The organism is Pseudomonas sp. CBS (genome assembly GCF_024734645.1).
Lineage (GTDB): Bacteria > Pseudomonadota > Gammaproteobacteria > Pseudomonadales > Pseudomonadaceae > Aquipseudomonas.
The window spans coordinates 6,719,789-6,733,803 of record NZ_CP102929.1; the positions used below are offsets into that span (position 1 = coordinate 6,719,789).

Annotated in this window: 15 protein-coding genes and 1 tRNA gene; 10 read left to right on the forward strand and 6 right to left on the reverse strand. The window is 58.9% G+C overall.

Translation table 11 applies throughout. The features are described 5' to 3' along the window. Positions 1–131: 131 nt before the first annotated feature. On the forward strand, positions 132–452 hold the full coding sequence (locus NVB75_RS30780; RefSeq protein WP_017478844.1) for an I78 family peptidase inhibitor: 321 nt from the start codon (positions 132–134) through the stop codon (positions 450–452). A 73-nt stretch (positions 453–525) separates the two neighbouring features. On the opposite strand, the gene NVB75_RS30785 is transcribed toward NVB75_RS30780, so the two are convergent. Then, a complete protein-coding gene (locus NVB75_RS30785) occupies positions 526–738 on the reverse strand; it encodes a cold-shock protein (protein WP_003179963.1) in 213 nt (70 codons plus the stop codon). A gap of 289 nt (positions 739–1,027) precedes the next feature. After that, positions 1,028–1,342 (reverse strand): hypothetical protein, encoded by a 315-nt coding sequence (locus NVB75_RS30790; protein ID WP_258348801.1) that lies wholly within the window; start codon positions 1,340–1,342, stop codon positions 1,028–1,030. 364 nt (positions 1,343–1,706) lie between these two features. Here NVB75_RS30790 and thrS point away from each other — a divergent pair, with 364 nt between their 5' ends. The 9 genes from thrS to NVB75_RS30835 all read left to right on the forward strand — a co-directional run bounded on the left by thrS (position 1,707) and on the right by NVB75_RS30835 (position 9,160). Next, positions 1,707–3,629 carry a threonine--tRNA ligase gene (gene thrS, locus NVB75_RS30795; RefSeq protein WP_048719014.1) on the forward strand — a complete coding sequence of 641 codons (1,923 nt, stop codon included), beginning with the start codon at positions 1,707–1,709 and terminating at the stop codon, positions 3,627–3,629. Next, positions 3,629–4,180, forward strand: coding sequence for a translation initiation factor IF-3 (gene infC / locus NVB75_RS30800; protein ID WP_169875357.1), 552 nt, complete (start codon positions 3,629–3,631; stop codon positions 4,178–4,180). Before thrS ends, infC begins: the two co-directional genes overlap by 1 nt. Before the next feature lie 59 nt (positions 4,181–4,239). After that, positions 4,240–4,434 carry a 50S ribosomal protein L35 gene (gene rpmI / locus NVB75_RS30805; RefSeq protein WP_002553160.1) on the forward strand — a complete coding sequence of 65 codons (195 nt, stop codon included), beginning with the start codon at positions 4,240–4,242 and terminating at the stop codon, positions 4,432–4,434. A gap of 28 nt (positions 4,435–4,462) precedes the next feature. Continuing rightward, the gene (gene rplT / locus NVB75_RS30810) at positions 4,463–4,819 is read left to right on the forward strand and encodes a 50S ribosomal protein L20 (RefSeq protein WP_003219940.1); all 357 of its coding nucleotides are present in this window, start codon (positions 4,463–4,465) and stop codon (positions 4,817–4,819) included. A gap of 109 nt (positions 4,820–4,928) precedes the next feature. Continuing rightward, positions 4,929–5,945 carry a phenylalanine--tRNA ligase subunit alpha gene (gene pheS / locus NVB75_RS30815; protein ID WP_063031643.1) on the forward strand — a complete coding sequence of 339 codons (1,017 nt, stop codon included), beginning with the start codon at positions 4,929–4,931 and terminating at the stop codon, positions 5,943–5,945. Positions 5,946–5,971: 26 nt separating this feature from the next. Next, entirely contained in the window at positions 5,972–8,350 is a 2,379-nt protein-coding gene (pheT, locus tag NVB75_RS30820; RefSeq protein ID WP_258344723.1) for a phenylalanine--tRNA ligase subunit beta, read from the forward strand. A 3-nt stretch (positions 8,351–8,353) separates the two neighbouring features. After that, positions 8,354–8,656 carry an integration host factor subunit alpha gene (gene ihfA, locus NVB75_RS30825; RefSeq protein WP_002553164.1) on the forward strand — a complete coding sequence of 101 codons (303 nt, stop codon included), beginning with the start codon at positions 8,354–8,356 and terminating at the stop codon, positions 8,654–8,656. Beyond that, positions 8,637–8,993, forward strand: coding sequence for a MerR family transcriptional regulator (locus NVB75_RS30830; RefSeq protein ID WP_003219935.1), 357 nt, complete (start codon positions 8,637–8,639; stop codon positions 8,991–8,993). Before ihfA ends, NVB75_RS30830 begins: the two co-directional genes overlap by 20 nt. A gap of 90 nt (positions 8,994–9,083) precedes the next feature. Then, positions 9,084–9,160, forward strand: a tRNA-Pro gene (locus tag NVB75_RS30835). An 83-nt stretch (positions 9,161–9,243) separates the two neighbouring features. Here NVB75_RS30835 and NVB75_RS30840 read toward each other — a convergent pair. From NVB75_RS30840 to NVB75_RS30855, 4 genes are all read right to left on the reverse strand, one after another. After that, positions 9,244–10,689, reverse strand: coding sequence for an aldehyde dehydrogenase family protein (locus tag NVB75_RS30840; RefSeq protein WP_258344724.1), 1,446 nt, complete (start codon positions 10,687–10,689; stop codon positions 9,244–9,246). 146 nt (positions 10,690–10,835) lie between these two features. Then, entirely contained in the window at positions 10,836–11,681 is an 846-nt protein-coding gene (locus NVB75_RS30845; RefSeq protein WP_258344725.1) for a GNAT family N-acetyltransferase, read from the reverse strand. Further along, the gene (locus NVB75_RS30850; protein WP_258344727.1) at positions 11,678–12,862 is read right to left on the reverse strand and encodes an FAD-binding oxidoreductase; all 1,185 of its coding nucleotides are present in this window, start codon (positions 12,860–12,862) and stop codon (positions 11,678–11,680) included. The genes NVB75_RS30845 and NVB75_RS30850 overlap by 4 nt, the downstream gene beginning before the upstream one ends. Continuing rightward, positions 12,852–13,988 (reverse strand): DSD1 family PLP-dependent enzyme, encoded by a 1,137-nt coding sequence (locus tag NVB75_RS30855; protein WP_258344729.1) that lies wholly within the window; start codon positions 13,986–13,988, stop codon positions 12,852–12,854. The genes NVB75_RS30850 and NVB75_RS30855 overlap by 11 nt, the downstream gene beginning before the upstream one ends. Positions 13,989–14,015 lie beyond the last annotated feature (27 nt).

Genomic DNA, 14,015 nt, shown 5'->3' on the forward strand with positions numbered 1-14,015 from the left:
TGACGATTGATTCGCAGGCCCCCAGCGTCGACTCAGGCAGACTGGCCCATGGCCAATTGTGACAATTCGGAAACCAATCGGCCAAACCGCGGTCGCACGGTCTCTGCCCATTTTTTCTTAAAGGAGGCTTCATGCCTTGGAAGCTCGCATCATTCGGTACTTTGTTGGCTGCGCTTGTCTTGACGGGTTGCAGCACCCCGGGTACCTCTGAGCCAGCCAAAGACACTGCCGTGACCGATGCTGGTCATAGCCGCTGTGAGGCGAAGGCTGCCGAGTTCGCAATCGGCCAGAAGGCTTCGCCGCAATTGCTGGAACAGGCCCGTAGCCGCGCAGGTGCGCAGAACGCACGCATTCTCAAGCCAGACGACATGGTCACCCTGGAATACCGCTCCGATCGCCTGAACCTCAATACCGATGACAACCTGGTGATTAATCGCGTCAATTGCGGCTGATTGCTTCGGCGCTTTTCTCCAGGCCATAAAAAACCCCGTCACATGGACGGGGTTTTTTTAGTTCGGCGCAGAATTACTCTGGGCGAACCTGTGCAGCTTGCATACCCTTTTGGCCTTTCTCAGCCACGAAGGAAACGGTTTGGCCTTCTTTCAGGCTTTTGAAACCGTCGCTTTCGATAGCTTTGAAGTGTACGAACAGGTCGTCACCGCCACCTTGAGGAGTGATGAAGCCGAAGCCTTTTTCATCGTTGAACCATTTAACGGTGCCGGTTTGGCGATTAGACATGGTGTATCTCCAAGAAACATATATTTTCAGTAGTGCTGTGCTGCTCAGGCCAACTGGGCACACCGAGCTATCATAGTCGAAATGTTCGACTTGGGAGCCCCCCCAAGGCATTGTTTGCTAATCAATCGTGTTGTGTTTCATGCCTTGGTTGGCTAAAAGCCCCGAACTACGGGGCTTTTAGGCGAAATATCAGTTGTTAAAAAAAGCCGTAAAAGCTGCGTAATTTGTGAGAAATGGCAGTTTTCAGGGCGATTTTTGGTCCTTTAGCCGGTCTGCCGGGGTGTGAAAATTACTTTTTCTTCACGACTTTGCAGGACGAAATCGCCGCGACAGCTTTGTTTTTCAGCTCGGGGCTCGCGTTCTGGTTGGTCATGAGTTCTTTGATCTCGGCAGTGCTCAATTCGGCATTGATCTTGTCCGCGCCACATTCGCAATGGTCTTTGGCGGTTTTGGCATCAACGCTTTGCTGGGCGGCTGTACTGCAATCCTTGATGAAGCCTTCCCGTGCACCGGCGGGCCAGTTCGACGGGGCTGCGGCGTGCGCACCCAGGGACATGAGGGTCAGGGATGCGGCAAGGGCGAAAGTCGAGGTAAAACGCATAATGAAATGCTCCTGGAGTCATGGACGAACAGTGATTCTCGGTGTGTTTGAGGGCCGCCGTACAGTTCAAGTTCACTTTTGCCCCTAAAAGCCGGGAATTTGCGTTTCGTTAATCGGCGCCGGCACCATGACCGTTCATCTGTGCTAGCATCTTCCGCTTGGCTATTTTCCGGCGCGCCCTATGCCGCCTCGCCAAGGTCTTTTTTGTTTAACTCCAGTCACTCTGGTTCGATTACCGGTTGGCCGAAAGGCTCCTGCCGCTGTAAGGCAGGCGTTCATCATTGAACGGCCTGGTGTTGGATCTTGTACTGGCTCATCCCAACCCACGTGACCTTTGGTAGGGGTCACCACTAGGAGAGGAGGCGCCATGCCAACTATTACTCTTCCCGACGGCAGTCAACGTTCATTCGATCATTCGGTTTCCGTAGCCGAGGTCGCCGCATCCATTGGTGCTGGCCTGGCCAAGGCCACCGTGGCCGGCAAGGTCGACGGCAAGCTGGTTGACGCCAGCGACCTGATCACCAGCGATGCCAGCCTGCAAATCATTACGCCCAAGGATCAAGAGGGGCTGGAGATCATTCGCCACTCTTGCGCGCATCTGATTGGCCACGCGGTCAAACAGCTGTACCCAACCGCGAAGATGGTCATCGGCCCGGTCATCGACGAAGGCTTCTATTACGACATCGCCTACGAGCGTCCTTTCACTCCGGACGACCTGGCGGCCATCGAGCAGCGCATGCACGCGCTGATCGAAAAAGATTACGACGTCATCAAGAAAGTCACTCCGCGCGCCGAAGTGATCGACGTGTTCACTGCCCGCGGCGAAGACTACAAGCTGCGCCTGGTGGAAGACATGCCGGACGAGCAGGCCATGGGCCTGTATTACCACGAAGAATACGTCGACATGTGCCGTGGCCCGCACGTGCCGAACACGCGCTTCCTCAAGTCGTTCAAGCTGACCAAGCTGTCCGGTGCCTACTGGCGCGGTGACGCTAAGAATGAACAACTGCAGCGGATCTACGGCACTGCCTGGGCTGACAAGAAGCAGCTGGCGGCCTACATCCAGCGCATCGAAGAAGCCGAAAAACGCGACCACCGCAAGATCGGCAAGCGCCTGAACCTGTTCCACCTCCAGGAAGAAGCGCCGGGCATGGTGTTCTGGCATCCGAACGGCTGGACCCTGTACCAGGTGCTTGAGCAGTACATGCGCAAGGTTCAGCGCGACAACGGCTACCTTGAGATCAAGACGCCGCAAGTCGTTGACCGCAGCCTGTGGGAGAAATCCGGGCACTGGGCCAACTACGCCGACAACATGTTCACCACCCAGTCGGAAAACCGCGACTACGCCATCAAGCCGATGAACTGCCCGTGCCACGTACAGGTGTTCAACCAAGGCCTGAAGAGCTACCGCGAGTTGCCGATGCGCCTGGCCGAGTTCGGTGCCTGCCACCGTAACGAGCCATCGGGTGCACTGCACGGCATTATGCGTGTACGTGGCTTCACTCAGGATGACGCCCACATCTTCTGCACTGAAGAGCAGATGCAGGCCGAGTCCGCTGCGTTCATCAAACTGACCATGGACGTTTATCGCGATTTTGGCTTCACCGAAGTCGAAATGAAGCTGTCCACTCGTCCGGAAAAACGCGTGGGTTCCGACGAACTGTGGGATCGCGCAGAAGCTGCACTGGCCGCAGCGCTCGACAGTGCGGGGCTTGCATACGACCTGCAGCCGGGTGAGGGCGCGTTTTACGGTCCGAAGATCGAGTTCTCGCTGAAAGATTGCCTTGGTCGCGTCTGGCAGTGTGGTACCCTGCAGCTCGATTTTAACCTGCCGATCCGTCTGGGAGCCGAATACGTCTCCGAAGACAACAGCCGTAAACACCCGGTTATGCTGCACCGGGCGATCCTCGGCTCGTTCGAACGGTTCGTCGGGATCCTGATCGAGCACTACGAGGGTGCATTCCCTGCGTGGCTGGCTCCGACCCAGGCAGTGATCATGAATATCACTGATAAACAGGCAGATTTTGCCGCTGAAGTTGAAAAAACTCTCAATGAAAGCGGATTTCGTGCCAAGTCCGACTTGAGAAATGAAAAGATCGGCTTTAAAATCCGCGAGCATACTTTGCTCAAGGTTCCCTATCTTTTGGTTATCGGAGATCGGGAAGTCGAGATGCAGACTGTCGCTGTGCGTACTCGTGAAGGTGCTGACCTGGGCTCGATGCCCGTCGCCCAGTTCGCTGAGTTCCTCGCGCAAGCGGTTTCCCGGCGTGGTCGCCCAGATTCGGAGTAATTATTATTAAGCGTGAAATGAGACAAGATAAACGAGCTGCACCGAAAGCCCCGATCAACGAGAATATCTCGGCACGCGAGGTTCGGTTAATTGGCGCTGACGGCGAGCAGATTGGCATCGTCTCGATTGATGAAGCGCTTCGTATTGCTGAAGAGTCCAAATTGGACCTGGTGGAAATCTCCGCCGATGCAATCCCACCCGTTTGCCGGGTGATGGACTACGGCAAGTCGATCTTCGAGAAGAAGAAGCAGATTGCCGCGGCGAAGAAGAACCAGAAGCAGATTCAAGTAAAAGAAATCAAGTTTCGTCCAGGGACGGAGGAAGGGGATTACCAGGTAAAACTGCGCAACCTGGTACGTTTCCTGAGTGATGGGGACAGGGCCAAGGTATCCTTGCGATTCCGCGGCCGTGAGATGGCCCACCAGGAGCTGGGGATGGAACTCCTCAAGCGGGTTGAAGCTGACCTGCTCGAGTACGGTTCGGTCGAACAGCATCCTAAGATGGAAGGACGCCAGCTTATTATGGTCATCGCCCCGAAAAAGAAGAAGTAATCAATAGGGCACGGCAGGCCTTCTGATTATGTTTATCAACTGAATGCGGAGTACCGAACATGCCAAAGATGAAAACTAAAAGTGGTGCTGCTAAGCGGTTTCTGAAAACTGCTAACGGTATCAAGCACAAGCACGCTTTCAAGAGCCACATCCTGACTAAAATGTCGACCAAGCGTAAGCGTCAACTGCGCGGTAGCAGCTTGCTGCATCCGTCTGACGTCGCAAAAGTCGAGCGCATGCTGCGCCTTCGTTAATTTTAGTCAAGAATAGAGGAAGTAACTCATGGCTCGTGTAAAGCGTGGCGTCATGGCGCGTAAGCGCCACAAGAAAATTCTGAAACTTGCTAAAGGCTACTACGGCGCGCGTTCACGCGTATTCCGTGTTGCCAAGCAAGCGGTTATCAAGGCTGGCCAATACGCCTACCGTGACCGTCGTCAGAAAAAACGTCAGTTCCGCGCTCTGTGGATCGCTCGTATCAATGCTGGTGCACGTGTTAACGGTCTGTCCTACAGCCGTTTCATCGCTGGCCTGAAAAAAGCGTCCATCGAGATCGACCGTAAGGTTCTGGCTGATCTGGCAGTGAACGAAAAAGCGGCGTTTGCTGCGATTGTCGAGAAAGCTAAAGCCACCTTGGCTTAAGTACCCCCGACAGTCACCCTGGGTCGCTTCCGCGGCCCAAGGTGTTAAACGTCTTAAATAGGGGAAGAGCCTTCAAGCTCTTCCCCTATTTTGTATCTGGAGTCTGTACATGGAAAACCTGGATGCGCTGGTCTCTCAAGCACTAGAGGCTGTGCAACGCGCAGAAGATATCAATGCCCTGGAGCAAATCCGGGTTCACTACCTTGGCAAAAAGGGTGAATTGACTCAGGTGATGAAGACCCTGGGGAATTTGCCGGCTGAAGAGCGTCCGCAAGTCGGTGCGCTGATCAACGTGGCCAAGGAGCGTGTTACAGAGGTTCTCAATGCGCGCAAGGCGTCGCTCGAGGAGGCCGATCTTGCGGCCAAGCTCGCCGCCGAGTCCATTGACGTAACCCTGCCTGGCCGTGGCCAGACCTCGGGCGGCCTGCATCCGATTACCCGGACTCTGGAACGTATCGAGCAGTTCTTCACCCACATCGGCTACGGCATTGCCGAAGGCCCTGAGGTCGAAGACGACTATCACAACTTCGAGGCGCTCAACATCCCAGGCCACCACCCGGCCCGGTCGATGCATGACACCTTCTATTTCAACGCGAACATGCTGCTGCGCACCCATACCTCGCCGGTACAGGTCCGCACCATGGAATCGCAGAAGCCGCCGATCCGCATCGTCTGCCCAGGCCGTGTGTACCGCAGCGACTCCGATATCACCCATTCGCCGATGTTCCACCAGGTCGAAGGCCTGCTGGTTGATCGCGACATCAACTTCGCCGACCTCAAAGGCACCATCGAAGAGTTCCTGCGGGTGTTCTTCGAGAAGGAGCTGGCGGTGCGTTTCCGTCCCTCATTCTTCCCGTTCACCGAGCCATCCGCTGAAGTCGATATGGAATGCGTGATGTGCAGCGGTAAAGGCTGCCGCGTCTGCAAACAGACCGGCTGGCTGGAAGTGATGGGTTGCGGCATGGTTCACCCCAACGTGCTGCGCATGTCCGGGATCGACCCGGAAGAGTTCTCGGGCTTTGCCTTCGGCATGGGCGTTGAGCGTCTGGCCATGCTGCGTTACGGCGTGAACGACTTGCGTCTGTTCTTCGACAACGACTTGCGGTTCCTCGCGCAATTTCGCTAGTCGTAACGGATCTTTAGGAGAGCAGGATGAAATTCAGTGAACAATGGCTGCGTGGCTGGGTAAGCCCGCAGGTAAGTCGCGACGAGCTGGTTGCTCGTCTGTCGATGGCCGGCCTTGAGGTCGATAGTGTGACGCCGGCTGCCGGTGTTTTCAGTGGCGTGGTAGTGGGCGAGGTGCTGAGCACCGAGCAACACCCGGACGCTGACAAATTGCGTGTGTGCCAGGTCAGCAACGGCGCGGAAACCTTCCAGGTCGTGTGCGGAGCGCCAAACGTGCGTCCGGGCCTGAAAATCCCGTTCGCCATGATCGGGGCCGAACTGCCAGGCGACTTCAAGATCAAGAAGGCCAAGCTGCGTGGCGTTGAGTCCAACGGCATGCTGTGCTCCCAGGCGGAGCTGCAGGTCGGTGAAGGCAATGATGGCCTGATGGAGCTGCCGGCCGATGCGCCAGTGGGTCAGGACATCCGTGTTTACCTGGAACTGGAAGACGCCAGCATCGAGGTCGACCTGACCCCGAACCGCGGCGACTGCCTGTCCCTGGCGGGCCTGGCGCGTGAAGTCGGTGCGCTGTACGCCGCGACCGTGACCCGTCCTGTGGTTGCAGCGGTACCTGCAGTGCACGACGAAGTGCGTTCGGTCGAAGTGCTGGCTCCCAACGCGTGCCCGCGTTACCTGGGTCGTGTGATCCGTAACGTCGACCTGTCCAAGCCAACCCCGCTGTGGATGGTTGAGCGCCTGCGTCGTTCCGAAGTACGCAGCATCGATGCTGCCGTCGACATCACCAACTACGTGATGCTGGAACTGGGGCAACCGCTGCACGCTTTCGATCTCGCTGAAATCAATGGCGGCATCCGCGTGCGCATGGCCGAGGAAGGCGAGAAGCTGGTACTGCTCGACGGCCAGGAAGTCAGCCTGCGTGCCGACACCCTGGTGATTGCTGACCATTCCCGCGCTCTGGCGATTGCCGGCGTGATGGGTGGCGAGCACAGCGGTGTGTCCGCAACCACTCGCGACATCTTTCTCGAAAGCGCCTTCTTTGATCAGATCGCCATCGCTGGCAAGGCCCGTTCCTACGGCCTGCACACCGACGCCTCGCACCGCTACGAGCGTGGCGTGGACTGGCAACTGGCCCGTGAAGCCATGGAGCGCGCCACTGGCCTGCTGCTGGAAATCACTGGTGGCGAAGCGGGCCCGATCATCGAAACCGTCAGCGAGCAGCACCTGCCGTCGGTTGCACCGATCGTCCTGCGTGCCAAGGCCGTTGAGCAAATGCTCGGCCTGGTGATCGACCCGGTTGAAATCGAGCGCCTGCTGTCGGCACTCGGCCTCGGCATCTCTGCAGGTGAAGCAGGGCAGTGGCACGTAGAAGTGCCAAGCCATCGCTTCGATATCAGCCTGGAAGTCGACCTGATCGAAGAGCTGGCCCGCCTGTACGGCTACAACCGCCTGCCGGTTCGTTACCCGCAAGCGCGCCTGGCGCCGCAGCCGAAAGCTGAAGCCCGAGCACACCTGCCGGAACTGCGTCGCCTGCTGGTTGCCCGTGGTTATCAGGAAGCGGTGACCTACAGCTTCATCGATCCGAAGCAATTCGAACTGTTCAACCCGGGTGTCGAGCCGCTGTTGCTGGCTAACCCGATCTCCAACGACATGGCTGCCATGCGCTCGTCGCTGTGGCCTGGCTTGGTGAAAGCGCTTTCCCACAACCTGAACCGTCAACAAGACCGTGTGCGCCTGTTCGAAAGCGGCCTGCGTTTTGTCGGTCAGTTGGACGGTCTGAAGCAAGAGCCGATGCTGGCTGGCGTCGTCTGCGGCAGCCGCCTGCCGGAAGGCTGGGCACAAGGTCGCGAGACCGTCGACTTCTTCGACGTCAAGGCGGATGTGGAAGCGGTGCTGGGCTTTGCCGGTGCGCTGGATGCCTTCACTTTCACCCCTGGCAAACACCCGGCGTTGCACCCGGGCCAGACCGCGCGTATCGAACGTGAAGGTCGCCTGGTGGGCTTCGTTGGCGCGATTCACCCCGAACTGTCGAAAACCTTGGGGCTGGACCGTCCAGTCTTCGTTTTTGAGCTAGTCTTGGCTGAAGTGGCCTCGGGCAAAATGCCTGAATTCAGCGAGTTGTCGCGTTTCCCTGAAGTACGACGTGATCTGGCGCTGATTGCCGATCAAGGTGTTGCGGCCAGTGCTGTTCTGGACGTAATCCGTGAAAATGCAGGGGAATGGCTGACAGACCTCAGGCTATTTGACGTCTATCAGGGTAAAGGCATTGATCCGCATAGAAAAAGCCTTGCAGTTGGCTTGACCTGGCAGCATCCATCGCGCACTCTTAATGACGATGAGGTGAATACGACGACACAAAATATCCTCACCTCGCTCGAACAAAGGTTAAACGCCACGTTAAGGAAGTGACGTATGGGGGCTTTGACGAAAGCTGAGATGGCGGAACGTCTGTATGAAGAGCTGGGCCTGAACAAGCGCGAGGCCAAGGAATTGGTCGAGCTGTTCTTTGAAGAAATCAGGCACGCTCTTGAAGACAACGAACAGGTCAAATTGTCCGGTTTTGGCAATTTTGACCTGCGGGACAAACGCCAGCGGCCTGGCCGCAATCCAAAAACGGGAGAAGAAATCCCGATCACGGCTCGCCGTGTGGTCACCTTTCGTCCAGGGCAGAAGTTGAAGGCCCGAGTTGAGGCTTATGCTGGAACCAAGTCATAACGACGAACTGCCCGTCATCCCAGGCAAACGCTACTTCACCATCGGTGAAGTCAGCGAGCTCTGTGCGGTAAAACCGCACGTGCTGCGCTATTGGGAGCAGGAGTTTCCTCAACTCAACCCCGTCAAACGCACCGGGAACCGTCGGTATTATCAGCGCCAGGATGTGCTGATGATCCGACAGATCCGCGCGTTGCTGTACGACCAGGGGTTCACCATCAGCGGCGCGCGCCAGCGTATGTCCGGTGATGAAGCCAAAGACGACACCACCCAATACAAGCAAATGATCCGCCAGATGATCTCCGAACTGGAAGATGTGCTGGTGGTTTTGAAGAAATAATTCCGGCTTTTAAAATACTTCCACATTTCAAAAGCTTGCGGTATATTCCTGATCGCTTCGTTGCGAAGCGAACCCAGTAACACGCCTAGTCGGGGCGTAGCGCAGTCCGGTAGCGCACTAGCATGGGGTGCTAGGGGTCGAGTGTTCGAATCACTCCGTCCCGACCATATAATTCAATGACTTAGCCCAAGCGGTAACGCTTGGGCTTTTTCATGCCTGCAAAATTAAGCCCTTGCCACAGGCCCATGCCTCACTCACCAAATCCAATAATAGCCTTGGTTTCCAGATACTCCTCAAACCCCTGCACGCCATACTCCCGACCATTCCCTGAGCGCTTGTAGCCACCAAACGGCGCCATCGGATTCCACGCCGGGTAGTTCAGGTGCACTTGCCCTGCACGAATACGCGACGCCACGGCACGTGCCTGCGTCAAGTCGTGGCCCTGAACGTGGGCGCCCAGGCCGTATACCGTGTCGTTGGCGATGGCGACGGCTTCATCCACCGTCTCATACGCAATGATGCACAGCACCGGGCCGAAGATTTCTTCCTGGGCAATGCGCATGGCGCTGTTCACTTCGGAGAAAACCGTGGGGCGGGTATAGAACCCCTTGTCAAAACCCAGCACACGCCCAGGCCCACCGCACACCAGTTTCGCACCCTCGTCGAGGCCTGCCTGGATCATCGCCTGGACGCGGTTGAACTGGGCTTCGTTGGCGATGGGCCCCAACTGCGTGTCTTCCGATTGCGGGTCGCCAACGATGAGTGCATTTGCGGTCGCCGCCGCCAGGGCTTCGACCTCGGCCAAGCGGTTTATTGGCACGATCATGCGGGTCGGCGCGCTGCACGATTGCCCGACGTTGCGAAACGCGGACATCACCCCCAGCGGGACGGCCTTGGCGAAGTCGGCATCGGGCAGCAGCACATTCGGCGACTTGCCCCCCAGTTCCTGGGTGACACGTTTCACCGTCGGGGCTGCCGCTTGGGCAACCAGCGCGCCTGCGCGGTTGGAGCCGGTGATCGAGATCATGTCGATATCCGGATGTGCCGCCATGGCTGCGCCAACCTGGGCACCGCTTCCATTGACCAGGTTGAACACCCCAGGCGGCAGGCCTGCGTCATGCACCAGTTGTGCAAACAGCAGGGCGCTCAGCGGCGACAGTTCGCTGGGTTTCAAGACCACGGTGCAACCGGCAGCGATGGCCGGGGCGACTTTGGCGGTGATCTGATACAACGGCCAGTTCCACGGCGTGATAAGACCGCAGACGCCTATGGGTTCGCGCTGGATGGCGGTACCGCCTTCCACCGTCTGGAAGCAATAGCTGGACAGCAAGTCACGAGCGACCCGAACGTGTTCGGCCGCCAACGGCACTTGCATCGCCCGAGCGAAGCCGATGGCGGCGCCCATTTCCAGGGAGAGCGCCTGTGCAAGCTGCTCTTTGCGCTCAAGGATAAGCGCGTGGATTTTCCCAAGCACCAACGCCCTGGACGCCGCGGGCGTTGCAGACCAACCGGCAAACGCCGCACGTGCTGCCGCAACGGCACGATCCACATCCTCGGCAGACCCGCTTGCGACCTGTGCAACCACCTCCTCACTGGCCGGGTTGACCACCGGCAAACTGGCGGCAATGGTCGGGGAAACCCAGCTGCCGTCGATGTAAAGCTGCTGAGACGTTTGGTTCGAAACGTGTATGGTCATCCAACTGGCTCCCTGGAGCGGCAATAGGCGCTGCGAACAGCAAGGCCCGGTGTCTCGCTAAGCTAGCAAAAGGTCCCAGCCCGAAGATGCCGTTATTCAACGTTGCAAGGGATAATCTGCTGAATCTGGCAGGCTGACGTTGCGACCTAGCCGATTGCTTGCGTCACCAGCGCAAACTGGTTGATGCCGCCGCTTGATTGCGGGGGCACACCCAAGACCATTCGCGGCGCTTTGTCGACGCATGGCAGCCCCAGGCTTTCCAGCCAGTCGGCCAACCCGCAGGCGGTGGGAATGTCGAAGCGCACGAACTGACCCGGAATCAACCGCAGCAGGTGAGTGATCAACTGTCGGGCCTGTTCCTGATTGTGTGCAACGACGGGACCAATGATATGGCCCCGACCAAATCGGCGGAGCAGGGCGCAACCGTTGAGTTGCCCTTCGACCTCGATGCCAACCACATGCTCGGCAGTGGGCAGCAGGTCGTTGAGTACCTCGGTGCGGTCCAGGCCGCTGCCGGCATTGGCCAGTTCGATCACCGTGGGGTAATCAGCCAGGCTCAATACGCGACAGTGGGCATGCCGGGTCAACGGCATGGGTGCCGGAGCTTGCGGTACGCCCTGATGTTGCTGAATGTGCGCAAAGTCGACGAAGCCCAGGCTGGTGTACAACGGCGCCCCTGACTCGGTTGCGTTGAGGATCGGCGTACGTGGGGCCGTAGCGTCCAGGCACAGGTTCATCAGCTGGCGCCCGATGCCTTTGCCCTGGTGTTGCTCGCTCACAATCACCAGGCCGATGGAGGAATAAGCCCCCTGATGGCAGGCGAATGCCACGCCCACTAATTTGCCGTCATGTTCAGCGATAAAGCCTTCGGACGTGCGTTGCACCATCGCCCAATCTTCCTCGCGGTGAGGCCATTTCAGGTGCACGGACAGCGCGTGGGCGGCGGGCATGTCGGCGGCGGTGACTGTGCGATAAACGTAGGCGTGGCTCATATCAGTTTTCCTGTAGTGGGGGCGTTTGCAGGCACCGCAGAGGGTTGGGTAAACCGTCGGATATCGAAGGGGCTGATCAAGGTGCTGGTGCTGCCGGTGCTGATCAGCTCGGCCATGACATCCCCCACGCCGGGGCCAAGCTGGAAGCCGTGGCCACAGAAACCGAAGGCATAAAACAACCCGTCCACGCTGCCGCTCGGGCCCATCACCGGTAGGGAGTCCGGGGTGTAGCTCTCGATACCGCTCCACACGCGGATGATGTTCAGCTTCTCGGCCCCCGGTAACAGTCGCCGCATTTGGCGCATCTGGTTGAGCAGGCTTTCGGGTTTGAAAAACGCCCGTCGGTTGATCATGTCCGGCGTACAGCGGTTGCCGCCGCCGATGATGATGTTGCCGCGCGGGATCTGGCGGAAGTAGATCACCTCTTCCTTGATTTTGGTGAACACACCGATCACGGTCGGCAAGGCGTAGGGCACCGGTTCCGTGACCGACATCTGCGGGCCGTTGGGCTCCAGCGGCACCGGCTCACTAAAGCGCTCGGACAAGCGGGCAGCCCAGGCGCCGGCGGTAATCAACAGCTGCTCGGCGACGAACAACTGCCCATCGGTGGTGGTGACCTGGAACAAACCGTTGACCTTTTCCACGTCGGCGACTTCGGTCTTTTCTTCGATTCGTGCCCCGAGACGCCGGGCTGCACGGGCAAACGCCGGCGCGGCGAGGCGCGGGTTGGCGTGACCATCGTGAGGCGCATAGGAGCCGCCTTTCACCTCCGGGCCGAGGAAACCAAAGCGCCGGTGCAGCTCGGCGCCGCGATAGATTTTCAAGTCCAGTTGCGCGGCTTCCGGCGCGGCGGCGTAGGCCTCAAGTTCAGCGATTTCATCTTCGCGATAGCACACGCGCATGTGGCCACTGGGGATGAACTCCAGGTCGTCATCGATCAGCTCGGGCAGGCGTTTCCACAGCGCCCAAGAACGATTGGCCAGCTCCAGTTGACCCAGGTAGCGGCCCTGGCGGCGCACGTTGCCGAAGTTCACACCGCTGGCGTACTGACCGATCTGGTCGCGTTCCAGCAGCGTGACCGAGCAGCCGCGCCGGCGCAGGAAAAACGCCGACGAGGCGCCCATGATGCCGCCCCCGATAATCAGCACCTGGCTTTTCGAACCTGGTTGATTACCAGCCATGGAGGCGGCTCCAGGTGTGCACGTCGCCTTTGGCGTCCACGGCGTGATAGTCCGGGAATTGCGCGCCGGTGGCGCAGGCATGGTTAGGGATAATGCGCAGCCGGCTACCGATGGGGAAGCGTGTAACAACGTCGCCACTGGCGGCGGTGCCCAGGGTGACGATGCCATGTTCCTGATTGGCGCCCGTGACCAGCCCACCGTCGATCCAGTCGCCGGCTTCGGTACACACTTGGCCATAACCGAAGTCCTGGCGCTGGCGCTGTGTGCCACGGTCACGGCTCATGGCCATCCAGCCGGCATCGGTGATGATCCAGCCTTTGTCCGGCTGATGGCCTATCACCGTGGTCAGTACGCTGAGTGCCAGCTCGTCGGCCTGACACACGCCAATGTTGCGCATCACCAGGTCAAAGAACACATACACGCCCGCCCGCACTTCGGTGACGCCGTCCAGGTTCAGGGCCGAGAGGGCGGTGGGGGTTGAGCCGATACTGACCTCGGCGCACGCCAGCCCGGTTTCGCGGAGGGTGTGGGCGGCGCGTACACAGAGGGCACGTTCCTGTTCGGCCAGTGCTTGCAGGGCTTCAAGGGTTTCCAGCTCGTAACTGGAGCCCGCGTGGGTCATCACCCCCCGCAGGCGCATACCGCCGTCGTTGAGGAGGTGCGCCACCTCAATCAGCACAGGGTCTTGCGGGGCCAGGCCTGAGCGATGGCCGTCGCAATCGATCTCGATCCAGACGTCGAAGCGCTCGTCATGTTGCTGCGCGAACGCGACGATGGCGCGGGCGCCTGAGACGCTGTCGGTGAGCAGGCTCAAGTTGCAGCCTTTGCGCCGCAGGGCCAGGGCCTGAGGCAGCTTGCCCGGTGCGATGGCAACGGCGTAGAACACGTCGCTGATGCCTGCGGCGAAACAATGCTCGGCCTCTTTGAGGGTGGAAACCGTGACGCCGCTGGCGCCTGCGTCAATTTGTGCCTGGATCACCGGCAAGCACTTGCTGGTTTTGATGTGCGGGCGCAAACGTACGCCAAGGGTGCCCATGCGCTGTTGCATACGCTGGATGTTGTGCTGCATTCGCGTAAGGTCGATGAGTGCGACAGGCGTGTCTAGGGAGGCAATCTGCAGGGACATGGCGGGACTCAAGTGGCTGGGTACACC